Source organism: Desulfitobacterium elongatum (assembly GCF_055378975.1).
Map to the genome: position 1 here is coordinate 2,135,201 of NZ_AP038772.1, position 23,361 is coordinate 2,158,561.

Consider the following 23,361-nt stretch of genomic DNA (forward strand, 5'->3'; position numbering starts at 1 on the left):
TCCCATCAGCACCGATTATTGCAATATACAAAAAGCCATGGAAGCCATGAAATATCCGCATCTCAAGTTAAGAATGACTTAAGTACCGTATTCTCGACTCGAATTTTAACTCACTAAAAGCTTACTGCTTGTTTTTTTAAGAATCTTAGATGTTCTTTCTTCGGTATTCATAGGGTTTTCCATAATTCCCAAGGGTGTATGAAGGCTGGCACAAGATTTGCAATAAGTTAAAGGATAAAAGTAAAGTTCTGATAATCGAAATTGTATACTAATAGAACAAGTTTCATCATGGCAGAGGAGGTAGCTACATGCAAGCGTTAAAATTGGACGAAATTCTCAAGAAAGCGGAGCAAGAAACTCAAATTACCCATGAAGATATTTTGAGCTTGTTGAGCATAACCTCGCAAAATGAGCTAAATCAAGTTTCTCTCGTCGCACGGAAAATTCTAAATCGCTATTTCAAGAATAAGGTATTTCTGTATGGCTTTGTTTACTTCTCGACACACTGTCGGAACGATTGTACCTTTTGCCTCTACCGTAAGTCAAACCAAAGTAATCCGCGTTATCGAAAAACCCGTGAAGAAATCATCTATACAGGGCATTGTCTAGTAGATTCAGGGGTACATCTGTTAGATCTGACAATGGGTGAAGATCCCCTATATCATAATTCAAAGCATGGATTTAACGACCTTGTACAAATAGTTAGAGATATCAAACGAGAAACGAACACGCCTATTATGATTTCCCCTGGTGTGATTTCTCCAGAAATACTTTGGCAGTTCAAGGAAGCAGGTGCCGATTGGTACGCATGTTATCAAGAAACTCATAATATAACCCTTTATAACCGATTGCGAATTGAGCAGTGTTATGACGAACGAATGAACCGGAAGTTACTCGCTAAGGAAATGGGCTATCTAATCGAAGAAGGCTTGTTGAGCGGAGTGGGCGATAGTAATGAAGATATTGCAAATTCTATACTCACCATGAAAAGGATGGGAGCTGATCAAGTTCGAGTCATGAGTTTTGTTCCTCAGAAAAACACACCATTAGCGAACTGGGAAGCTCATTCTCATTTTCGCGAGTTGTTGATCATCGCGATCATGCGTCTGGTTATGCCAGACCGCCTGATCCCTGCATCTTTAGATGTCGATGGATTGAAAGGATTAGAACAACGGCTAAATTCTGGGGCGAACGTGATTACTTCGATTATCCCGCCTACATCGGGCATGGCAGGTGTTTCCCAAAGTTCTCTCGATATTGGTGAGGGGAACCGTACAGTGGAAAAAGTCCTTCCCGTAATAAAGGCCAATCACTTAGAACCTGCTACTTGCGCTGAATATCAAGCTTGGGTTAAATCTCGTCAAGCTTACACTACCCAAGAGAAAGGCGGTATTCTATGCGTGTAGCGATTATTGGAGGGAAATTGCAAGGGGTTGAAGCATGCTATTTAGCGAAAAAAGCAGGTTGGGAAGTCGTCTTATTTGACCGAAGGGAACAAGCACAAGCGGTTGGACTTGCTGATGCGTTTTATTGTTTGGATATTCTCACTTCTTCGGAAGAAGTTATCACTCACCTTGTGGGAGTCGATGTTATCCTTCCGGCGATAGAGGATATTGAGGTCTTGAATGCTCTAGGAGAAATATCAATAATCACCCGGATTCCGTTGGCTTTTGATTTCGATGCCTATGCTGTATCTTCCTCAAAGCGGATTTCCAATCGTCTGTTTCGCGATCTAGATATTCCATCACCTCGTCCCTGGCCCGATTGCCAATTTCCGGTCCTTCTGAAACCTTCAGGGCGAAGTGGAAGCGAGGGCGTTCAAATTATTCATACAAGGGAAGAGTTAGATAACCTCTGTAATCAGAATTCTGATGAAGATTGGATCATAGAAGAGTATCTGGCTGGTCCATCCTTCTCGATTGAGGTTTTTGGATTCGCTGGAGAGTATCGGGTATTTCAGGTCACCGAATTAGAAATGGACAGCGAATATGATTGCAAACGTGTTCTAGCTCCAACAGGGCTTGACTATCCTACCATAGATGAATTCGAAGAGCTTGCCCTTAAAATAGCTAGTGAACTCTCACTGAATGGGATTATGGATGTTGAGACAATTCTTCATAATGGAAAGTTAAAGGTTTTAGAAATCGACGCTCGTTTGCCGAGCCAGACCCCAACTGCAGTCTATCAATCATCAGGAATTAATATGGTCGAGTGCTTGGGGTATTCCTTTGTACAGGAAAACCTGTATATTCCTATTCCGAAACGACCTGCGCAGAACGATCGATATGTTATTTACGAGCATCTCCAAGTGACTCCTGAAAAAATCGAGATTTTTGGTGAGCATATCTTGGCAGAGGCAGGTCCGCTACGTCAGATGACTGACTTTTTGGGGGCAGATGAAGTTCTCACTGACTATACTCACGATAAGAAAGAATGGGTATTAACCTTAATAACAAGGGGAACGACCCCCGAGAATACATGGAAGAAACGCGATGAGGTTCTTCATAGAATTCAGATCGAATTCAATATTCCGAAGCTTCAAGATTCATATCCATCGAACGTTCTGGACTTAAGGAGTTGGAAGATGGCATGACTCGTCTAAAAGAGAGTGACATAGATCAAATTGTTTGTCAAATGAGACAGTACAATCATGAACTCATGAGTAAAACTGGACATACACTTTCCGAAATAGCGGCCCATGCTGTCGGAATGAGTCGTGTGGATGGGTCAGAAGTTCGTGACCATGGTCCGATTGCTGTCATCCCGATGACCTGTGGACAGGGAGTTATAGGAGGGTTCTCTGAGACAGTCGCGGGTATATTAACCTTTCTTGGTATGGAGGCTTTTGTTCCAGACTCATCTGATGCCAAAGGTTTTGCCGAAGCTCTCGAGCGAAAGGCTGAAATTATTTTCATGGCAGATGATGACCGATTTATTGCTGTTCATTTAAAGACGGGCCACTGTTCGGATAATAGTGAGGCTACAGGTATGGGGTACGTTGCCGCTTTAGATTACATGACCGGAGGACTAAAGGATCAAAGCGTTCTCATTTTGGGTGCAGGTCCTGTAGGTTGTGCTGCGGCGTTCTCCGTTCTCAAATTTGGAGGGGAAGTTCATATTTACGATACAAACAATAAAGCAAGTGAAAAACTCGCTAAGGATGTTCTGCAATGTAATAAGAAGACTGTATATATTGAGAAGGATTTGGATTCAGCCTTAAAAGGACACCGGGCTGTCGTTGATGCATGTCCTGATGCAGAATTTATCACACGGGAGTATCTTTATCCAAATAGTTATATTGCAGCCCCAGGAGTGCCTTTAGGAATCCACGCAGAGGCCATAGAGCAAATTCAATCAAGGCTAGTTCATGATCCACTTCAATTGGGAGTTGCAACTATGCTCTATGACGTCTTAAAGGAGGTGGAGTCAAGTGAATCAGGTGACAAACTCCCAAGAAAAGAAGAGGTATTATCGTAAAAATGTTGACTTTTTCAATTTTGTTGAAAAAGTTAAGCTTTGGCCATCTCGTAGTGGAACTTTACATGGAATCAAGTCCATAAACCGAAGAGGAGATAGAGCAGAAATTGTGACTCACTGTAATCGAACCTTTATTATATACAATTCCAGGCACAGCCGTGCTGCTCGATGGATGAGAAACAAGTGGTTTTTTGGTCTTTGTCCAACTTGTAGGGTGCCAGAATGGAAACTGCAGAAATATTCATCGACTGTAATGAGCCAACATTATGGTGCACATCTTTAAAAGTTTTCCTCTAGCTTACTGACTCCATTTAATTCGCTTATTGTAGTAAGCAAGGGGTTAAATCAAATTTAAAATTTGAAATCCAAGGGAGGAAAAAGAATGCCCACATTTAACGACCTTGCCCAAAGCGTAATCGATGGTAACGTAGATCAGGTTAAAGCTCAAGTCAATTTCTTGATTTCCAGTGGATCTGATCCCCTAGAAATCATCAACCAAGGTTTAATTGGCGGAATGAATGTGGTCGGAACCCGTTTTAAGGCAGGGGATATGTATGTTCCTGAAGTTCTCATGTCTGCACGCTCGATGGGTTCTGGACTCGAATTGGTTAAGCCATTAATCGCAGATCAAGACATTAAAAGTCAAGGAAAAGTTATCTTGGGCACGGTTAAAGGGGACCTCCATGATATCGGGAAGAATCTCGTTTCCATGATGATGGAAAGCGGTGGGCTGGAAGTAGTTAACTTGGGCATTGATGTTCCACCAGAAAAGTTTATCGAAGCAGTTAAAGAACATAATCCGGATATCGTGGCTATGTCCGCTTTGTTGACGACGACAATGCCTGGAATGAAAGAGACCATTGAGCTTCTAGAGGAAGAAGGACTTAGAGACAAAGTGAAAGTCATCATTGGTGGCGCTCCAGTTTCCAGGGAATTTGCAAATTCTATCGGTGCAGATGGCTATGCTCCAGATGCTGCTTCAGCTACGGATCTTTGTAAAGAACTTATGAGTGTATAAGATTTACATAATCTATAAGCCGGTAATGGTTAAGGTTATCTCGATGGGATAACCTTTTTCCTGTTTACGACCAGTTGAAGCAATAATGTTAAAGAATTAGAAACTCGAATTCCTAAGTTAGTGAAGTGATAAAGGGAGGAAACCCAAATCCTCTTTGGCTTCCCTCCCTAATCGTCCGATAGGAATATCTTTAGAACTTTGCTTTTTTTCGTGAAGCTTCTTTTTCTTTTGCTTTAATTTCAGTCGTTTCTGCCTCAGCTTCTTTAACAATTTCGTGAAGTTGCCGTTGAATATCCTCGGGAAGGGGGCTTGGATTCTTGAAGTTCTCGAGAATATCCTGGGCTTTTTCATAGGAGCGCTCGACGATATCTTTGCCGCCGTCAGCTAACCAAGCCTCTCGGTTCCTGCGGTCAAGCAATTGAGCTCTCGAAAGCTCCTTGAAATTCTTATAGGTATGATCATGGCTAATGAATTCTCCGCCGGGTCCTACCGCGCGAACAACTTCGACAGCCATCTTATCATCCGTAACAGGAATTCCTTTAACAGTGTGCAGTATCATTCGGGCCATTTCATTCTGCATCACCAGTTGAGCGTAGTCCCAAGTCAGGCCGCCTTCGAGCATTCCTAAGCCGTAAATCATGTTAGCACCTGCTAATGCCGGTAATAAGGCTGTAAGAGTGAACTCATGGGCTGCTTGGGCATCAGGGACTTTGCTATCAGTCTATCCCCCGGCGACCCAGCTCGGCAAATTATAGAACTGGGCAAGTTTGGCTACCGCAGAACTGAAAAGTGCAAGTTCTGGGGTACCAACACATGCGACTGTCGTTCGGAGGTCCATCATGGTCGTGGAAGTTCCATAGACCATCGGGTGGCCCTTTTTCACCATCTGGCTAAGTACAAGCATGCTGAGAATTTCAGCATTGTGAGTCACCAGGGTACTAGCTAAGTGAACACAAGTGGTTCCGCCTGCTAATCCCATTGAATTGACCTTGGCAGGAACCCCCAAGCGAATCGCTTGAATAAGAGTATCCGTTGCTCCTTTTGAGTGAACTAAAGGACTGACGGGGTCTGTGCTTTGCGAGAAAAGAGGTCGTTCGCGGAATTTATCTTCTCCACCAGAGACCACATAACCCATCTTAGCAACAGCACGCATATTCTCAGGGCGATTCATCCCAATGTAGGCATGTTTTGTCGAGTAATTATAGAAAGACTCAGCGATATGGACTTGAGCAACGTCAGGATCTACTTCTGAGGGCCCAATTGCTCGTTCAAAGATAATAATTTGATCCATCGCTTCGCAGAAGCGCGTAACGTCGTCGACATCTTTTTTGAGGGGCTTGCGCATTTCGCGAGAGTAAGGGTCAATCATGCGCACCGCTTCACCGAAGTTGACAAAACCAGTACGATTTCCTTCATTCAACCAATCGTTTTCAGGATTTCTTCCACAGGCCCGAAAGGTTTTTGGAATGGAGCGTAGAGAGTCCTCTACTAGGTATGCAGGGATTTTTATGATATTGGTATCCCGGTTTAGAGTACAACCATTACAATAAAAGATCTCACGGGCTTCTTCGCTCTCAACTTTGACACCGATGTTCCATAGAACATCGAGCGTAGCAAGGTGGATATCATAGAGCTCATCATAGGTAAACATGTTGAGTCCGATCCCTTCCAAGCGGCTGGAACCGGCGTGTAACCCTCTGACTGTCAAATACTTCACCTCCGAAATTATTTATCTATGTGCTATGGTGTTGCCATTGTTCCGACCGTAGAAAAGGGTTCACCTCCTCCCAAAGATTGGCCAACCATAACTTACATCTATAGATAATAGAGCAGGGGTTCCATCACAAATCTACATATATGCAATAATTATGCCAAAAAGTTAGAATGCAAAGAGACCACCCGAAAGAATCGGGTGGTCTCTTTAAACCCTTGATTATTAAGAGGTAATTAGAAATCTTAGGAGTGTTTTCAAGGCGTTCGATACAGGTTGCATTCAATCACTCAAATCAAAAATGATTTAAGGTAAGTTTATTTTGGGTAGCAAGCGTATACTTTCGTATGAGTCGGCTGGCCTTACTTTGGCTAATTTTTAGTGTTTTAGCTACTTCGTAGGAGCTACCTAACGTTTGGTAGGCTTGAAGAATTAGATTTTTTTCCACTTCATTAACCGCTTCCTCTAGGGAAAGGTTGTCGTTAGAAGGGGTGGGGAAATTTGGAACACTTTGAGACTCCTGCTTTGCATTTTGAATTGGGCTGAAGCTTTTTGGAAGATCAAAATCATCGATGAGAGAATTTTTATTGACAACAACTAAACGTTCTATCATATTCTCAAGTTCACGGGCATTACCTGGCCAAGAATACTGTAAGAATAAGTTAATAACTTTCTCAGATAATTGTCGTTCACATTTATATTTAAAATTAAATTTGTCTAAGAAATATAAGGCTAGTGGGATGATCTCCTCTTTCCTTTCGCGTAGTGGAGGGAGCTCGATCTCGAAGATATTCAACCGATAATATAAATCTTCACGGAATTGGCCTTGTCTGACCATCTCATGAAGGTTTCGGTTAGTTGCCGCTATGATACGGCAATTGACCTGTTGGACTTCTCTTCCACCCACTTTATAGTATTGATTTTCATGGAGGACTTGGAGGAGTTTGGCTTGCAAGCGGAGGGGAAGTTCGGCAATTTCGTCTAAAAAGAGGGTTCCTTCACTAGCAAGCTCTATTAGACCAATATTCCCTTTCACATTAGCCCCTGTAAAAGCTCCTTTAGAATAGCCGAACATTTCGGATTCCATGAGTTCAGAGGGAATCGATGCACAATTTACGGTGATGAACGGTCCCTCCTTGCGAGGACTGTTTTTATGGATGTGCTTTGCCATATGACTTTTACCTGAACCCGATTCTCCGAGAAGCAGAACAGTCGAGTCCACTTGAGAGATACGATGGACAAGATCTAACAGATTTCCCATCTTGCGGCTTTTGGTGATGAAATCAGGGATATTCATCTCTTGTTTGCGGAGAGCTTCCACTTCCATTTGGTAGCGATCTAACAACTCTTGGCTCTTGGCAAGCTCTAATTTGATGCCAGCAGATTCAGAGATATCCCTTGCATTTTCAATAATATATTCTAGATTCCCGTTGGCATCAAAAATAGGAGTGGCAGTGGTTAAAAGAGTTTTACCTGTTCGCGTCTTTTGTTCTAAGGTGACGCTTTTCTTTTTTTCTAAGGCGATCGGACTTACTCGTGGAAACCAATAATGTCCATCAGAAAGCTCTTTTGAACTTTTACCGATAATTTCAGAGGCTTTAATTCCACAATGTTTTTCTACTGCATGATTTACATAGAGGACAATCCCCTGAGAATTGGTAACATAAATCTCGTCATATGCATGGTCTAAGATTTTCTTTAGGAGTTCGTAATTGAGTTGGGCTGTTTCTGGCATCATGTCCACCTCGTTTCTGATCGTAACAGTGATGTCGAAAGGGGAGAGGTAAAGTGGGAGAAAAATAAAGTTCATCAATAATATAATAGTAAACTAACTTCGCTAGATCAGATAGGAATTCCTTCTCAGAATGCAGAACCTTTAAGAAAATTGCGACAAAACTGACTTAAGAAGTCAGTTTTGATTTATCAGAATTAAATTTATATTGTGGCGGATTTGCGAAACTGAGCTATATGTACATAATTTACTGCTACTAGTGCTGGCATGCTTCTTGCAAAAATAAGATTTAATATATCTATTCGTTGCAATATTCTTTAAGAATTGGAAAAGGGGGAAAGTAATCGGAATCATTATACTTTTTAACGCTTGGCGGTATGTACAAGATCGTTGAAAAAGAAATGGAGGGAGAATATGTCCAATTTAAGTACAGCGAAATTGCAAGAACTGCAGACAAGCAAGGATCTTTCTCATGCAAAGACAGGACTTATATGGGGGGTTATTTCCGGAGCAACTTGGGGCTTGGATGGAGTCATTCTTGGGATGGCTTTAGCAATGGCCCCCTTTACTGGAGGGGCAACACTCTATGCCGCTCCAATTGCTGGGGCTTGTCTGCACGATGGGTTCGCTGGTTTTTGGCTATTTCTTTATAACTTATTTACAGGACGCTGGAGAGAGTATGTACGGACTTTAAGGACGAAGCCTGGCATGATTGTCTGCTTAGCTGCCTTATTTGGTGGACCGGTCGGTATGACGGGTTACCTCTTGGGAATCAACCTGGCAGGAGCATCTTATGCACTCTCTATTACGGCCATGTATCCTGCAGTAGGGGCTATCCTCGCCTTTTTCGTACTTAAAGAAAGAATTAAACCCCGGGTTTGGTTGGGTATCTTTCTATGCATTTTGGGTGCCATTACAGTAAGCTATGTACCACCTGAAGGAGATTTCCCTCATTTTTATCTTGGTTTGGCCTTAGCCTTGCTGGCTACAGTTGGGTGGGGTACAGAGGGAGTGCTCTCCGGCTTCGGTATGGATATGGTCGATCCGGCTATTGCCATCGGAATTCGGCAAGCATCCTCCTTTGTTGTCTATTTTATTGCATTAGTACCCGCTGTAGCAGGAATGGTAATTTTCTGGGATGCATTTCTTGCTAACGCGATTCTTTATATCGCCTTAGCCGGATTTTTAGGAGGATTATCCTACCTTGCTTGGTATCGTGCCATTAATATGACGGGAGTCGCCCGTGCCATGGCTTTTAATATTTCCTATGCCCTTTGGGGAGTTTTCTTTGGCTGGCTTTTAGCAGATCTTCAAATTACTCCAACTCTTCTTGGGGGTGCAGCCATTATCACCTTTGGAACAATTTTAGTCACTGCAAATCCTAAAGAACTCATTAAGCTAAGAAACAATTAAGGAAAGGTGGAGCAGGTTATGATCCTACCCATGCGATTTCGCATTCTCCATTTACTTACTCAACGTGAAGATGGACTTTCCGAACTAGATATTATGGAGGCCTTAAAGCCTGAATACGGGTCCGAGGGGCAATATAAAAGAAGTATCATCGATACTCACCTTGCTTCGATGAAGGCGGTTGGGATGATTGAAATTGCAGATCTAGCTATGGGAAGCGATGGAAAATTAGAGCATAAATTTAAAGTTACCGATTACGGGAAAAATTACCGTAAATATCTTCCAAAGGAATGGAATAGTGATAACCCATCCAAACCTATCTCACAGTAAACATGTGAAACCAATGTACCCGTCGGACACAACCAGAGTGCTGTTGTTCGGCGGGTTCATGTCGACTTTTCCAAGGAATGGGGAGTGAATGATGGGCGAAAAGCAACGTGTTATTCAAGAGTATGTACCTGGTAAACAAGTAACGATGGCCCACATTATTCCAAATCCTCAAGGAGATATACATGAACGTCTTGGGATAACCAGTCAAGGTGCGATTGGAATTATGACGATCACACCGAGTGAAGCAGCAATCATTGCGGCAGATGCGGCTAGCAAAGCCGGAGATATTGAAGTTGGTTTTTTAGATCGGTTCACGGGTTCCTTAGTCATTACTGGAGATGTTGCAAGTATAGAAGCTGCAATTCACGCGGCGGTAAATACCTTAGTTACCATCTTAGGTTTTAGCTCAACGGAAGTGACAAAAAGCTGATGATATATGACAGAAATGAAAGGAGATAAAAGCAATGGCGTACAAAGAAGAACTCATTGCCCTCGGTATGGTTGAAACTAAAGGGGTTGTTGGAGCGATTGAAGCAGCTGATGCCATGGTAAAAGCCGCCAATGTCTGCCTCATTGGAAAAGTCAAAGTTGGGGGAGGACTTGTTACCGTTATGGTACGTGGAGATGTGGGTGCGGTTAAGGCCTCAGTCGATGCAGGTGCAGCAGCTGCAGAACGCGTTGGGGAACTTATGAGTTGCCATGTCATTCCGCGCCCTCATCAAGAATTAGAGCAAATACTTCCGAAGCTTCCCAATTTTGATGAAAAACCTAAAAGCAAAAATTCAGATGCCACAAAGTAACCTACGAAAACAAGGTAAGTGATTAAGACAAGTAGGGAGGGTCCTTATGATTGAGCCCATTAAGCCTCAAGTTTTAGCCGTTCGGCTCATTCCGAATGTTGCACCTGATCTTGCAGAGAAACTCGGATTAAAGTATTTTCAACGTTCTATAGGGATGATTACATCGAATATCGATGATTCCACTTACACCGCTTTGGACGAAGCTACGAAAAAGGCTGAAGTTGAGGTGGTCTATGCAAAAAGTTTTTACGCCGGTGCGGCCCATGCTTCAGGACCACGCTCCGGAGAAATCATCGGAATCTTAGCCGCTCCGAATCCTGCTGAAGTTCGGGCTGGGGTTGATGCATGTATCGATTATTTAGAAAACGATGCATTCTTCTATACTTGTGATGGAGGAAAAACGGCATGGTTTCCTCATACGATTTCCCGAACGGGAAGCTATCTATCAAAGGTTGCCGGCATTCAGGAAGGAGAGCCTTTGGCTTATCTAATTGCTCCTCCCATCGAGGCAATCTATGGCATAGATGCTGCGCTTAAGGCGGCAGAAGTGGAAATGAAAGCATTCTACGGGCCGCCAACAGAGACGAACTTTGGTGGTGCTTTGCTAACGGGTTCGCAAAGCGCTTGCCGTGCTGCTTGTGACGCCTTCCAACGTGCAGTAATGGATGTCGTTGAGAATGGTTTGAAGTTTTAGCAAAGGAGGTCAGTCAGATGGAACTTGACCGAGACTTAGCCTCCCTGCAGGAAGCACGTATTTTGGTTCGCGCCGCCCGAAAAGCTCAGGAAATCATTAAAAACTTCACACAAGAGCAGATTGACCGAATCATCGATTATATGCGTGAGGCCGGCGAGGCCAACTCAGCAAGGTTAGCCATGATGGCCGTCTCGGAAACAGGGATGGGAAAATACGAAGATAAGTGTATCAAAAATTATTTTGCTTCGCGACAGGTATACGAATATATCAAGGATATGAAGACGGTCGGGATTATTCGTGAGGATAAGAAACAAAGAATCTGGGAGATCGCTGAACCCGTAGGGGTTATTGCTGGTATCGTTCCAACGACGAATCCCACCTCGACCGTGATTTACAAAGCCATGATTGCCCTGAAATCTCGGAATGCCATCGTCTTCTCGCCTCATCCTTCGGCCATTCGCTGTACTCTTGAGGCGGCAAAATTAATGAACCAAGCCGCTGTGACTGCAGGAGCTCCAGATGGGGTAATCTGTTGTTTGAGCATTGTGACCATGGGTGCAACGAATGAGCTCATGAAACATCCGGACACTGCGCTTATTTTGGCAACGGGCGGAAGCGGATTGGTGAAAGCTGCGTATTCCAGTGGGAAACCGGCATTGGGAGTTGGTCCGGGGAATGTTCCGGCTTTTGTTGAACGAAGTGCGAACCTGGCCAAGGCGGCTGAACACATCATTTTGGGCAAATCCTTTGATAATGGGACAATTTGCGCTTCAGAGCAGGCTATCGTAGCCGAGGATTGTATCGCTAATGAACTGATCCATCACTTAAAAAGAAATGGTGCATATTTCCTCGAACCAGATGAAGTCCAGAAAGTATCAAAACTTGTTATGCTCCCAAATGGAGGAATGAATCCTAAAGTCGTTGGAAAAGAAGCAAAATTTATCGCCCAATATGCAGGAATCAGGGTTCCTGAAAATGCAAAGTGCCTAGTGGCTCCACTTCAGGGAGTGGGTCCACAATATCCACTTTCTTATGAAAAGCTAACTACAGTGCTTGGTTTTTATAACGTTCGAGATTGGCATGAGGGGTGTGAACGCTGTATTGAACTTCTCCAAGCAGGTGGAATTGGGCATAGCCTGGTCATTCATAGTGAAAACGAAGAAATCATTCGAGAATTCGGATTGAAAAAGCCTATCTTTCGCGTCTTAGTGAACACGCCATCCTCTTTGGGTGGGGTAGGTGCAACCACGGGTCTTGCTCCTTCATTTACCTTAGGATGTGGAACTTGGGGAGGTTCAAGCATTTCGGAAAACGTAACCCCAATGCATCTAATCAATATTAAACGAGTAGCTTGGCTTATTAGAGATCCAGAACAACTGTATTCGCAGAATCACTCAGTACAAAGCAATTTTTCGAATCAGATTGAGGTCGAGAATCCATTATTCCAACAATCAAATCCTTCAACTCCGTCATCCCTAAGTCCAGGAATGATTCAAGAGATTGTTGAGCAGGTCATTCGCCATATCAATAGTTGCAAATGTTAAATTCGGAATCATTAGGAGGTTATATTATGGCTAACGAACGTAGTGTTATAGCCCTAGGCATGATCGAAACAAAGGGGTTAATTCCTGCTATTGAAGCCGCTGATCAGATGCTGAAGGCAGCAAATGTTACACTTTGCGGAAAAGAACATGTTACAGGTGGTTTAGTCTCTGTAATGGTCAGGGGTGATGTAGGTGCTGTCAAAGCTGCGGTTGATGCTGGAGCGGCAGCAGCACAACGAGTCGGCGATTTATTAAGTGTACATGTCATACCGCGCCCACATCGTGACGTGGAGTATATATTGCCCATCGGAGACAATAAATCCTTTGGTGAAAAATAATAGCTTCGGCTTAGCGACTTCCGCCTTCGCTAAGGCTCGACGTGAGTCGGGTTTTCTTTAGAGAAGAAGAGGTGAGGACTTGATTATTACAGAATTCGAACTCAGAGCCAATTGGCATAAAACGAAAGATAAGATTATTACTCTCCCGGCGGGGAGTGTGATTACACCATCAGCACGGGATTTTATCCGCTCAAAAGGAATACAAGTTCAGATCGAAGATGATGGAATTTACGATCTGAATAAAAATACCTTTTCAAGTGCGGAACATACTCGTGCCCTAGCAGAGCTCTCTCATAAATCAGAAGATATGCTCAGAAACGGTTATGTTCCAAAACGGATGAGTCTGAAGAATTCGGAGATTTCTCCCCAACTCGATAAGCCTGAACATAAGACTCATCTACGTCAGGAAACGCTTGTTAACAAAACCCATCCAATCATCGCCTTGCGAGGTCAAATTGACCTTTTTCAGACAGAGTTGATTGAAACACAAGTGTTTTTCCAGGCTACGGGCGAGAGTAGTCTCGTGGAGAAATTGGAAGAAATCACAGCAATGACACGGGAGCTGATGCTCGCAGAGGTAAAGGACCAACCCTTCGAGTTAAAGGAATTACTGGGGCTTAGCTCGGATGAAATTCGAGAACGCTCACACTATCCAAAGAAATACTTTGGGATAGCCCATTCCCCATTAAGTTATACACATGGTGCTGTGGTTACTAAGCTTCAGCATTTGCGAGCGAAGGTAAGGGAAGTGGAGTTGTATGCTAATCGGGCCTTCACGGATGAGCGGGGAGAATGCATACGCACTGATATCGTGCAAGCCTTGAATCGTTTGTCGAGTGCATTTTATATTCTTGCCTGTGAGGTTCGTAGTAAGCAGGAAAAGGACGACATTTGTAAAGACTCAGAAAGGCAAGTCCCAGTCGGGATATCTAATCGACATATACATCTATCAGAAGATGACCTATGTAATCTTTTCGGCTGTGGATTTAACTTGACAAAGCAAAAAGAATTATCTCAGCCCGGACAATTTGCAGCTGTGGAAACGGTCACCTTAGTCGGGCCAAAAGGAACCCTTGAAAGTGTTCGTGTCCTAGGCCCTACCCGTAAGAAGACTCAGATCGAATTAAGTGCGACCGACTGTTATAGAATCGGAGTTCACCCCGTTGTTAGAGATTCTGGGGATTATCAGGGCACCCCAGGATGTATAGTTGCAGGTCCGGCAGGTAATATCGAATTAGAGAATGGAGTCATCGTCGCAAGTCGGCATATCCATCTACACCCTAACGATGCGGAAGAGCTCAAATTAAAGGATGGAGATAAAGTCCATGTCCAAATAATAAGTCAAAGACCGCTCGTGTTTGAAGATGTTCTTATTCGTGTTAGTAAGGATTATAAAAGAGAGATGCATTTGGATTTGGATGAGGGGAATGCTGCTTTACTTGGGACGAGGTCAAGTGGTCTGATTTTGGAGGGAGAACGATGAAGGATGAGTTCATTCGCAATCTTGTCCTTCGGATTTTAGAGGATCCCGACATGCAGCAGTATCTCCAGGGCAAAGCCGGCAAAGAATCCGCACTCCCCAAAGGATTGATTCTATTAGAAGGTGGGGCTGGACGAGAAAATCTTCTTCTTGAATGGGCGCAACGTTGGGGGAAGGAATATAACCTTTTCGTTTTAAGAAAAGAGTATTACTCAACAAATTCGGATGATAATTGGGTATGGCCTCATGGAGTTAATCCAGTAAGCGTGCCAGATGCCTTAGCTGAGAAAAATTGGAGCCACCTATTCTTCCCAGATTGCTTGGCAGATACTATAGCCAAGTCAGCTTTAGGAATAGAGGATACCTCATTTACCAAGCTGATGGCATGGGGAATACGAGAAGGAATTCCGATTACACTTGCCACAAATTTTCTCGGACTTGGCACTAAGACCCCTGAACCTTATCGAAAGATGTTTGAAGAGTATATTCAAAAACTTCGTCAGTTTGGTGTGAAAATGCTCGATGGGCTCGTGGAACAACCCATGCAGCGCTATGAAAAGAAATTTTTATCAGATCATGATGCCTTTACTCTTGTTCCCCAGACGATTCTGCTGTTACGCAAAGGAACCATCATTTCTCCACTCGCTAGGGACACCTTGAAAGAGAAAAAGATTCAGCTCAGGATTGAGACGGAGGGAACGTTATGATTTTAGCGCGTGTAATAGGAAACGTCTGGTCGACGAGAAAAGAAGATTCTCTAAGGGGATTGAAATTCTTAGTGGTACAACCTGTTACTCTTACTTACCAAGAGGACCAGCCTATCCTTACTGAATTTGGGAATACCTTGGTTGCTGCGGATAGGATAGGGGCTGGAGAGACTGAGATTGTCATGATCACTAATGGGTCTTCCTCCCGACAAAGCTTGGAGAATCCTCAAGTTCCTATTGATGCGATGGTTGTTGGTATCATCGATAAAGAAACCTTCGAAGGATAGCCTTAGGTGGGTGGTAACATGAATCAAATTGCGATGAAAGTTCGAGATGCAGGGGTAGTTGGAGCGGGAGGAGCAGGCTTTCCTGCTCATGTCAAACTTAATGCCCGGGCGGAGATTGTGATCGTTAATGGAGCGGAGTGTGAACCTCTACTTAAGACAGATCAACAACTCGCTGCACAGTATCCAGAAGAGTTAATTCGAGGGTTAAGTTATGCGATGGAAGCTACGGGGGCAAGTGAAGGAATCATCGCCTTGAAAGCCAAGTACGCGCAGACAATTCAGCGCTTAGAGCCCCTTCTGCTGGACAAAATGAAGATCTCCATTTTGCGTGATGTTTATCCAGCTGGGGATGAAGTCATAACGATTTGGTTCGCTACAGGGCGTCGTGTTCCACCCGGTGGGCTTCCGTTGCAGATTGGTGTCGTCGTCCATAATATCCAAAGCATAATGAATATTGCCAAAGCGATGACAGATGAACCCGTAACCCACCGTACGTTGACGGTTACAGGACTCGTTCACCAGCCAAGCACGCTCAGGGTTCCCATTGGCACACGATTTCAGGAGGTCTTGAATTGGGCAGGAGGGATAAACTCTTCAGATGTCGCTGTAATCGAAGGCGGCCCCGTCATGGGTAATTTGGTCGCTGATCTAGCAAGCCCGGTCACGAAAACAACAGGTGGACTTATCGTTCTGCCAGAAGATCATCCCCTAGTTCAGTCTAAACGACAAAGCCTATCCTCGATATTAAGGATTGCTAAAACGGTTTGCGAACAGTGTCAAATGTGTACAGACCTTTGCCCACGTCATATCCTTGGGCATGCCATTTCCCCTCACATGTTGATACGTTCTGTAAATTACAATACGATTGGGGATCCGCAGCTTTTGACCAGTGCATTGATCTGTTCGGAGTGCGGGGTATGTGAGGTTTATGCATGTCCAGTTGGGATTTCGCCACGGCAGGTTAATATTGCCTTAAAACAAGGATTCCGGGCTAAAGGAGTAAAGTATGCTGGGGAGATTCGCAAGGAAGACCCGATGGCAGAATTCCGACTTGTGCCAACCAACCGCTTGATTCAGCGACTCCGCTTAAAACCTTATTATCGGGAAGCACCACTTACTTTACTAGACCTTGAACCAGAGGAGGTCCTGATAAAACTTCAACAACACATTGGTGCACCCTCCCTTCCGTTGGTTCAGCCCGGTGATTACGTGAGTAAGGGGCAGCTCCTAGGGGAAATTCCAGAAAATACACTTGGAGCAAGGGTACACGCGAGTATTTCAGGAGTGGTTACCGAAGTAAGCTCAGGATTTATCCGGATAGTCAAAGGTGGTATCGTATCATGATTCATGCCATAGGATTGGTAGAGTTCTCTAGCATTGCCCAAGGAATTGAAGGAGCCGATATCATGGCTAAGACGGCAGATGTAGCCATTCTCGTTGCAAAAACGACCTGTCCGGGTAAGTATATCGTACTCATTGGTGGAGATGTTTCTTCAGTTCAACAATCGGTGAATGCTGGAATCGAGCTTTGTCCGGAAAACGTTATCGATTCGTTCCTGATTCCCAATGTTCATCCATCGATTCTTCCTGCAGTGAGCGGTGTTAATGAGGTGAAAGCTGTCAAGGCCATAGGGATAATCGAAACCTACAGTGTTGCTTCTTCGATCGAAGCGGCTGACCGCGCTGTAAAAGCTGGAGAGGTTGAACCCCTTAGGATACACTTAGCCTTTGGGATTGGGGGAAAAAGTTATTCCTTAGTCACAGGTGAAGTGGCTTCCGTGAAGTCTGCCGTGGAAGAGGGAAGCAAGGTCGCTGCAGAAAAGGGATTGCTTGTACGTAAAGTTGTCATTCCTCGTCCACATAATCAAGTCATTGAAAGTTTACTCATGTAGTTGGGAGGTGTAATATTTGGGACGTTTTATATCTGCTGCAGTCTTACGAGAACTCGCAAAACAAGGAAGTCGGATCGAATTGGAAAGAGATTCTGTCTTGACGCCCTCTGCCAAGGATTTGGTCAAAGAACTTGGGCTCACAATAACCCGTGGAAATCAAGTCCTATCTGCATCAGGGGGTAGAGTAGTCACGGTGGATCAGACTGTATGCTTTAATGCACAATCAACTCCTCCTTCGCTGGCTTCTTTATCTGCTTCCGAAGGGTGGATCCAAGATGGAGGGGATAAGGATCTTAAGAAAAAGGTTCAAAGTATTATAGAGCAAACTCTAAAACCTGCTTGCTGCAATCCTAGAGCACTTCATGTGAGGGGAGATCAAGTAGTTATTAAGCCCTTTGAAGAGGCTCCACCAGGACAGAAAGTTGGCCTGACAGATGTTGTGACAGCCCGGGAGGGAAATCTTTGCGCCGGGTTCATGACTTTCGATCATTCAGAACTCCCCTGGTTTTTGAATTATGATGAAGCCGATTATATTATCGAGGGTGACTTCATGCTGAAGGTAGGAGAGCAACTCTTTCAGGCTAAGGCCGGGGATGTCGTCTACATTCCAAAAGGGAGTCAGGTTGTTTTTTCTTCCCCTACATTTTGTAAAGTATTTTATGTGACATATCCTGCAAACTGGTCTGATTTTTGTGACTGATATAGGTAGAAGAGATTGGGGGAACATCTGATGATTTTAAAGGCTAAGGTCTACAATAAAATCTTTGCCTTTAAGGACCTAAAAGAGGTCTTGGCTAAGGCGAATGAAGAAAAGTCCGGAGATATCCTGGTGGGAATCGCAGCGCAATCCGCTTCAGAACGGGTTGCCGCCAAACTTGTTCTGAGCAACCTCACTCTTGAGGAGATCTATAATAACCCAGTGATACCTTATGAAGAAGATGAAGTAACCCGAGTTATTTATGATGGTTTAAATTTAAGGATTTATCAGGATATCAAAGGTTGGACAGTCGGCCAGCTTCGAGAATATATCCTAGATCATAAGACATCTTCGGATAATCTTTCGCACATTAGCCGTGGACTCACGAGCGAAATGATCGCCGGAGTAGCTAAGCTCATGTCCAGTATTGATTTGGTTTATGGCTCGAAGAAGATGCGTCACGAAGCACGTTGTAATACGACGATCGGAAGACCAGGAACTTTGGCTTTCCGTAATCAGCCAAATCATCCCACAGACCATGTCGAAGGGGTTTTGGCTTCGTTAAAAGAAGGACTTTCCTACGGATCCGGGGATGCGGTGATCGGAATTAACCCGGTGGAAGATAATGTAGAAACGGTAGCACGTTTGCTAGATACGGTGAAGAACTTCATGGTGAAATGGGAAATTCCGACTCAAAACTGCGTACTAGCCCATGTCACTACTCAAATGAAAGCCATCGAGAAGGGAGCACCAGTTGACCTCGTGTTCCAAAGCATTGCTGGAACCCAGAAGGCGAACGAGGCCTTTGGAATTTCCCAAGCGATGATCGATGAAGCCTTTGAATTGGTCCAGCGTAAAGGAACGGCAACCGGGCCAAACCTTATGTATTTTGAGACGGGTCAAGGTTCAGAAGTGTCACTCAATGCACATCATGGAATCGACATGATGACACTTGAAGCTCGGACCTACGGATTTGGACGAAAATATCGACCGTTCATGTTAAACAATGTCTCAGGATTTATCGGTCCAGAGACCATCTATTCGGGACGTGAAGTTATTCGAGCGGATTTGGAAGATTTGTTCATGGGTAAGCTGCATGGACTACCGATGGGTATTGCCCCCTGCTACACCAATCATATGAAAGCAGATCAGAATGATCAAGAGATCGGAACCCTGCTTTGCGCCATGGCTGGTGCCAATTACTTCATGGGTGTACCAGGCGGAGATGATATTATGCTTAGCTACCAAGACACAAGTTATCACGATGATGCGGCCACCCGTGAGATCTTAGGGTTACGTCCGCTTCCCGAATTTGAAAAATGGCTTGAGAAGATGGGAATCATGGAAAACGGCCACCTTACTGAGCGTGCAGGAGACCCATCTATCTTTAATCAATAAAAGTGAGGTGAGGAAATGTGTCGGTAGCACCGAATGACTTAGAAAAAATTGTCCAGGATGTCTTGGCAGAGTTAACCAAGAGGGGATTAAACTCTCCGACTGCAAAAGACCATGTCATGTCAGTAGCGATTAAGAATTCTACGCTTTCTCCCCTTGCTGAGGAGAAAATGGTAAGCCTCGTTTCGGCAGATGAGATTTTGGTCGATCATCCTGTGAATCTCGAAGCCATTAAGGCCATGAAAAAAGCGACAACAGCACGAATCGGGATTGGGAGGGCCGGGTCACGGCTCAAAACTGCGTCTTGGTTAAAACTTCTTGCCGATCATGCAGTTGCCCAAGACGCGGTCTTTGTGGATGTTTCTGATGATTTTTTGAAACGGATGGATTTATTTTCTGTACAGAGTGCAGCGGAGACTAAGGAACTATTTCTTACCCGACCTGATCTTGGCCGTCGCTTATCTGAAGAAGGGGTCCAGACTGTGCTGCAAAAATGCCAAAAGGATGTTCAAGTCCAGATTCTCGTAGTTGATGGACTAAGCTCTACGGCTATTGAGGCGAATGTAGCGGATATCTTGCCAGCTTTACTTCAAGGCTTGAAAGCGTCAGGAATCAAAGTGGGTACCCCTTTCTTTGTGAAGCATGGAAGGGTTTGGGTTCAAGACGAGGTTGCTAAGCTCGTGAATGCAGAAGTGATAATCTCCTTGATTGGGGAACGCCCTGGTTTGGGGACGGCGGAAAGCCTCAGTGCCTACATGATTTATCGACCTAATGAAAAAACCGTAGAAGCAGATCGTACCGTGGTATCAAATATTCATAGAGGGGGTATTCCACCTGCAGAAGCGGGAGCTCATCTCGTGGATCTTTTAAAACAGATACTTAAGGTCAAAGCCAGTGGGGTGAGCCTGACTCGCAATTCTTAAATTCTTTACGAGGTGAGTAGTGATGAATGACACAACAGTTCAGACCATGACGAGTGTGGGGATTGATATCGGAACGACAACCACTCAATTGGTCATCAGCCGGCTCACCCTTGAGAATACTGCATCTGCAACTTTAGTCCCACGTGTGCAAATTACAGGTAAAGAAGTGATTCACCGAAGTCAGATTTATTTCACTCCGTTGCTCGATCATCATTTAGTGAATGCAGTAGAAATCTCACGGATTGTTGAAGAAGAGTATGAAAAGGCCGGAGTTTCCCCTCGGGATATCGACACAGGAGCAGTGATCATTACAGGGGAAACTGCAAAAAAGGAGAATGCCAAAGGAATCCTCGAAGCCTTAGCCAATTTTGCCGGGGATTTCGTCGTTGCGACCGCAGGGCCGAATCTCGAATCAGTTTATGCCGGAAAGGGATCAGGAGCGGCTGCTTATTCGTCGGAAAGGCATCAGATCATCGTGAATATCGATGTTGGCGGGGGGACATCGAATTATGCTGTATTTCAGGAGGGGGAGGCTTTAGATACTGCCTGTCTGAATGTAGGCGGGCATCTCATTGAAATTGAGCCGGGGAAGAGGCGTGTTACCTACATATCAGAAGCAGCTCAAGTCATACTGAGAACCCTGAATCGGACGATCCAGGTCGGGGAGTCGATCAGCTTACCCCTTCTCAAAGACGTGGCAGAAACGATGGCAAGGAGTGTAGTCGAATTACTTGAGGACAAAGTCCCATCTGAGTTAACACGCCACCTTCTTATGACCCCGCCACTTTCCTTATCCTATCCTCTACGAAAGGTAATGATTTCTGGAGGAGTAGCAGATTATGTCTATTCATATCAGCCTCCTTATACTGTAGAGGAAGTTAGTCGTTTTGGGGATTTTGGCCCACTGTTGGGTTGGGCACTTCGCGAAGCTCTCCTCGAAGATGGTTTTGAGCTTATTAAACCTTTGGAGACAGTACGTGCAACAGTTATCGGTACAGGAACACAGTCGGTTAATCTAAGCGGAAGTACAATTCATGTTGAAGAGCATACTCTGCCTCTACGCAATGTACTTGTGGCTCTGCCGTTTATGAGTTATCCGGGTGATATGCCAGAAACTGCAGAGCAGATCTCTCGAATCATAGGCAAATCCATCAATACTTTAGCGACAGAGGGGGATAACCACCCTATCGCTCTAGCCCTTCAAGGGCCACGTACCCTATCCTTCCGAGATATCCAAGTCCTTGCTCAAGGAATTATTTTAGGAATGGAAGAATATCTCAATCATACGAACACACTTATCCTAATTATCGAGCAAGATTGCGGGAAAATTCTGGGTCAGTCAATATCTGCCTTGTATCCTAAGCACTTAGAGTTGATTTGTATCGACCAACTTTCTGTAGGAAGCTCGGACTATATTGATATAGGAAAACCTTTGATGGGTGGACGTGTTGTTCCAGTCATCATTAAAACCCTTGTCTTCTCTACCAAAAAGTAAGGGCTGGAAAAATGGGCTCAGCTCATTGTTTTCTGCCCTAATTTAGTCGGACTATGATGAATTTTGGTAGATTCTGGAGATGAGAGAGGATTACTTCAGAAGATAGAGAATATTCTTATTACTGGAATATTGACATGCGGGAGGCTTTGAAATGAGCACGTATCCTCAAGAAGGGTTAATCGATCCAAAGTATCTTGAGAAACTTCTCAGTAGTTTTTCTACAGCTACCGGATTACGGATTGAAGCAATCAATAATGAGGGGGAAACGGTTTCCATCCCAGGAAAACGGGAACGTTCTGACTTTTGCAGCTATATTCGAAGTCTTCCCCAGGGTGAACAAAAGTGTGTGGAATCGTATAAACGAGCTAGTCTAGAGGCAAATAAATGGGTAGAACCCTATTTCTTTCGGTGTCATGCAGGACTTGTTATTTGGGCTGTCCCTATTGTTCTTCAGGGTATTTCTCTGGGGTGTATTATTTGTGGGCAAGTCCTCATGTGGGAACCAGATCGTTTCTTTTTTAAAGAATTAAGAAGATCACAGCTTCTGACCTTAGATTATGATATTATTCACAAGTTTGCTGCTCAATTGGATATCATCTCAGCACAACGATCGCAAGCCGCTGCTGACATGCTTTTTGTTGTAGTAAATCACCATGTCCAGAGAGATTTATATGTTTTAGAGAAAATGGATGCGACTCAAATTCAACAACAAAAAATTCGACAGGAGCTTCAGGAAAGAAAAACAAGGGGAACTCCAGAACTTAGTGATTATGCTGTTTATTTACGAAAAGAGCGTCGCTTTCTACGCTATATACGACTGGGAGACCGCACTCGAGCACAGCATAATCTACAAAGTTTGTTGACCGATCTTTATAAGCAAGCAGGTGGGGAAAAGACCACGATTAAAGTTAGAATCCTCGAACTTGCCGCTTTGACCTCAAGAGCCGCTGTTGAAGGGGGAGCAGACGCAGAACGTATCATGCTTATACTTGAAGATTTCACTGAGGAAATCAATGCCATGGACAGAGTCGAAGAGTTCTTTATCAAAATTCATGGGATTGTTGAAACGTTTTTAGAAGGAATTATGGCCCTAGCAAGCAAAAAGCACCTTAGCCTAGTACAGAAGGCTCGTGATTTTATCCTGGAAAACTATAACCAACCCTTAACCATTGAAGGTGTAGCCCGTCATTTGTACATTAGCCCCTCGCATTTATCTCGACTCTTTCGAGAAGAACTCGGCTGTACCATTAACGACTATATTACTCGTGTGAGAATTGAACAAGCGGTCGAACTGATGAAGAAGCCAGAACTGAGCGTATCTCAAGTATCAAAGGCGATAGGAATTAGCAACCAAAGCTATTTTGCAAAGGTATTTCGTAAATATATCGGGGTTACACCCTTGGTTTATAAGAATAGCCTATTCTGATGTGG

Annotated in this window: 23 protein-coding genes and 1 pseudogene; 22 read left to right on the plus strand and 2 right to left on the minus strand. The window is 44.2% G+C overall.

The genetic code is table 11. The annotated features are described in order from the left end of the window. Positions 1–308 precede the first annotated feature (308 nt). From pylB to ACZ42W_RS10135, 5 genes are all read left to right on the plus strand, one after another. Positions 309–1,406 carry a methylornithine synthase PylB gene (gene pylB, locus ACZ42W_RS10115; RefSeq protein ID WP_464170455.1) on the plus strand — a complete coding sequence of 366 codons (1,098 nt, stop codon included), beginning with the start codon at positions 309–311 and terminating at the stop codon, positions 1,404–1,406. After that, positions 1,397–2,593 (plus strand): 3-methylornithine--L-lysine ligase PylC, encoded by a 1,197-nt coding sequence (gene pylC, locus ACZ42W_RS10120; protein ID WP_464170457.1) that lies wholly within the window; start codon positions 1,397–1,399, stop codon positions 2,591–2,593. The genes pylB and pylC overlap by 10 nt, the downstream gene beginning before the upstream one ends. Continuing rightward, on the plus strand, positions 2,590–3,477 hold the full coding sequence (pylD, locus tag ACZ42W_RS10125) for a 3-methylornithyl-N6-L-lysine dehydrogenase PylD (RefSeq protein WP_464170459.1): 888 nt from the start codon (positions 2,590–2,592) through the stop codon (positions 3,475–3,477). The genes pylC and pylD overlap by 4 nt, the downstream gene beginning before the upstream one ends. Further along, entirely contained in the window at positions 3,440–3,760 is a 321-nt protein-coding gene (gene pylSn, locus ACZ42W_RS10130) for a pyrrolysine--tRNA(Pyl) ligase small subunit (RefSeq protein WP_464170946.1), read from the plus strand. The genes pylD and pylSn overlap by 38 nt, the downstream gene beginning before the upstream one ends. 99 nt (positions 3,761–3,859) lie before the next feature. Continuing rightward, positions 3,860–4,495, plus strand: a complete 636-nt coding sequence (locus ACZ42W_RS10135) for a corrinoid protein (protein WP_464170461.1) — start codon at positions 3,860–3,862, stop codon at positions 4,493–4,495. 190 nt (positions 4,496–4,685) lie between these two features. Here the strand turns inward: ACZ42W_RS10135 and mttB are convergent. Further along, positions 4,686–6,146 (minus strand): annotated as a pseudogene (mttB, locus tag ACZ42W_RS10140) ([trimethylamine--corrinoid protein] Co-methyltransferase). A 355-nt stretch (positions 6,147–6,501) separates the two neighbouring features. Beyond that, entirely contained in the window at positions 6,502–7,944 is a 1,443-nt protein-coding gene (locus tag ACZ42W_RS10145) for a sigma-54 interaction domain-containing protein (RefSeq protein WP_464170463.1), read from the minus strand. A 408-nt stretch (positions 7,945–8,352) separates the two neighbouring features. On the opposite strand from ACZ42W_RS10145, the gene ACZ42W_RS10150 reads away from it, so the two are divergent. From ACZ42W_RS10150 to ACZ42W_RS10230, 17 genes are all read left to right on the plus strand, one after another. After that, entirely contained in the window at positions 8,353–9,351 is a 999-nt protein-coding gene (locus ACZ42W_RS10150; protein ID WP_464170465.1) for a DMT family transporter, read from the plus strand. An 18-nt stretch (positions 9,352–9,369) separates the two neighbouring features. Continuing rightward, a complete protein-coding gene (locus tag ACZ42W_RS10155; protein ID WP_464170467.1) occupies positions 9,370–9,678 on the plus strand; it encodes a hypothetical protein in 309 nt (102 codons plus the stop codon). Between the two features lie 91 nt (positions 9,679–9,769). Further along, a complete protein-coding gene (locus ACZ42W_RS10160; protein WP_464170948.1) occupies positions 9,770–10,108 on the plus strand; it encodes a BMC domain-containing protein in 339 nt (112 codons plus the stop codon). Between the two features lie 34 nt (positions 10,109–10,142). Further along, a complete protein-coding gene (locus tag ACZ42W_RS10165; protein ID WP_464170469.1) occupies positions 10,143–10,478 on the plus strand; it encodes a BMC domain-containing protein in 336 nt (111 codons plus the stop codon). 46 nt (positions 10,479–10,524) lie between these two features. Beyond that, positions 10,525–11,172: an ethanolamine utilization microcompartment protein EutL gene (gene eutL, locus ACZ42W_RS10170; RefSeq protein WP_464170471.1), complete on the plus strand. Its 648-nt coding sequence runs from the start codon at positions 10,525–10,527 to the stop codon at positions 11,170–11,172. A gap of 17 nt (positions 11,173–11,189) precedes the next feature. After that, positions 11,190–12,716: an acetaldehyde dehydrogenase (acetylating) gene (locus ACZ42W_RS10175; protein WP_464170473.1), complete on the plus strand. Its 1,527-nt coding sequence runs from the start codon at positions 11,190–11,192 to the stop codon at positions 12,714–12,716. Between the two features lie 26 nt (positions 12,717–12,742). Continuing rightward, a complete protein-coding gene (locus ACZ42W_RS10180; protein WP_464170474.1) occupies positions 12,743–13,054 on the plus strand; it encodes a BMC domain-containing protein in 312 nt (103 codons plus the stop codon). A gap of 79 nt (positions 13,055–13,133) precedes the next feature. Further along, the gene (pduL, locus tag ACZ42W_RS10185) at positions 13,134–14,537 is read left to right on the plus strand and encodes a phosphate propanoyltransferase (protein ID WP_464170476.1); all 1,404 of its coding nucleotides are present in this window, start codon (positions 13,134–13,136) and stop codon (positions 14,535–14,537) included. After that, complete coding sequence (locus ACZ42W_RS10190) at positions 14,534–15,241, plus strand: hypothetical protein (protein ID WP_464170478.1); 708 nt, start codon at positions 14,534–14,536, stop codon at positions 15,239–15,241. Before pduL ends, ACZ42W_RS10190 begins: the two co-directional genes overlap by 4 nt. Then, positions 15,238–15,528 carry a EutN/CcmL family microcompartment protein gene (locus ACZ42W_RS10195; RefSeq protein WP_464170480.1) on the plus strand — a complete coding sequence of 97 codons (291 nt, stop codon included), beginning with the start codon at positions 15,238–15,240 and terminating at the stop codon, positions 15,526–15,528. Before ACZ42W_RS10190 ends, ACZ42W_RS10195 begins: the two co-directional genes overlap by 4 nt. A gap of 18 nt (positions 15,529–15,546) precedes the next feature. Next, the gene (locus ACZ42W_RS10200) at positions 15,547–16,872 is read left to right on the plus strand and encodes a 4Fe-4S dicluster domain-containing protein (protein WP_464170482.1); all 1,326 of its coding nucleotides are present in this window, start codon (positions 15,547–15,549) and stop codon (positions 16,870–16,872) included. Continuing rightward, complete coding sequence (locus ACZ42W_RS10205; RefSeq protein ID WP_464170484.1) at positions 16,869–17,420, plus strand: BMC domain-containing protein; 552 nt, start codon at positions 16,869–16,871, stop codon at positions 17,418–17,420. Before ACZ42W_RS10200 ends, ACZ42W_RS10205 begins: the two co-directional genes overlap by 4 nt. A gap of 16 nt (positions 17,421–17,436) precedes the next feature. Further along, positions 17,437–18,120: a cupin domain-containing protein gene (locus tag ACZ42W_RS10210; RefSeq protein ID WP_464170486.1), complete on the plus strand. Its 684-nt coding sequence runs from the start codon at positions 17,437–17,439 to the stop codon at positions 18,118–18,120. 30 nt (positions 18,121–18,150) lie between these two features. Continuing rightward, complete coding sequence (locus ACZ42W_RS10215) at positions 18,151–19,515, plus strand: ethanolamine ammonia-lyase subunit EutB (protein ID WP_464170488.1); 1,365 nt, start codon at positions 18,151–18,153, stop codon at positions 19,513–19,515. Between the two features lie 17 nt (positions 19,516–19,532). After that, entirely contained in the window at positions 19,533–20,435 is a 903-nt protein-coding gene (gene eutC, locus ACZ42W_RS10220; RefSeq protein ID WP_464170490.1) for an ethanolamine ammonia-lyase subunit EutC, read from the plus strand. 22 nt (positions 20,436–20,457) lie between these two features. Beyond that, positions 20,458–21,930, plus strand: a complete 1,473-nt coding sequence (locus ACZ42W_RS10225) for an ethanolamine ammonia-lyase reactivating factor EutA (protein WP_464170492.1) — start codon at positions 20,458–20,460, stop codon at positions 21,928–21,930. 151 nt (positions 21,931–22,081) lie between these two features. Beyond that, on the plus strand, positions 22,082–23,356 hold the full coding sequence (locus ACZ42W_RS10230) for a PocR ligand-binding domain-containing protein (protein WP_464170494.1): 1,275 nt from the start codon (positions 22,082–22,084) through the stop codon (positions 23,354–23,356). The last annotated feature ends 5 nt before the right edge of the window (positions 23,357–23,361 follow it).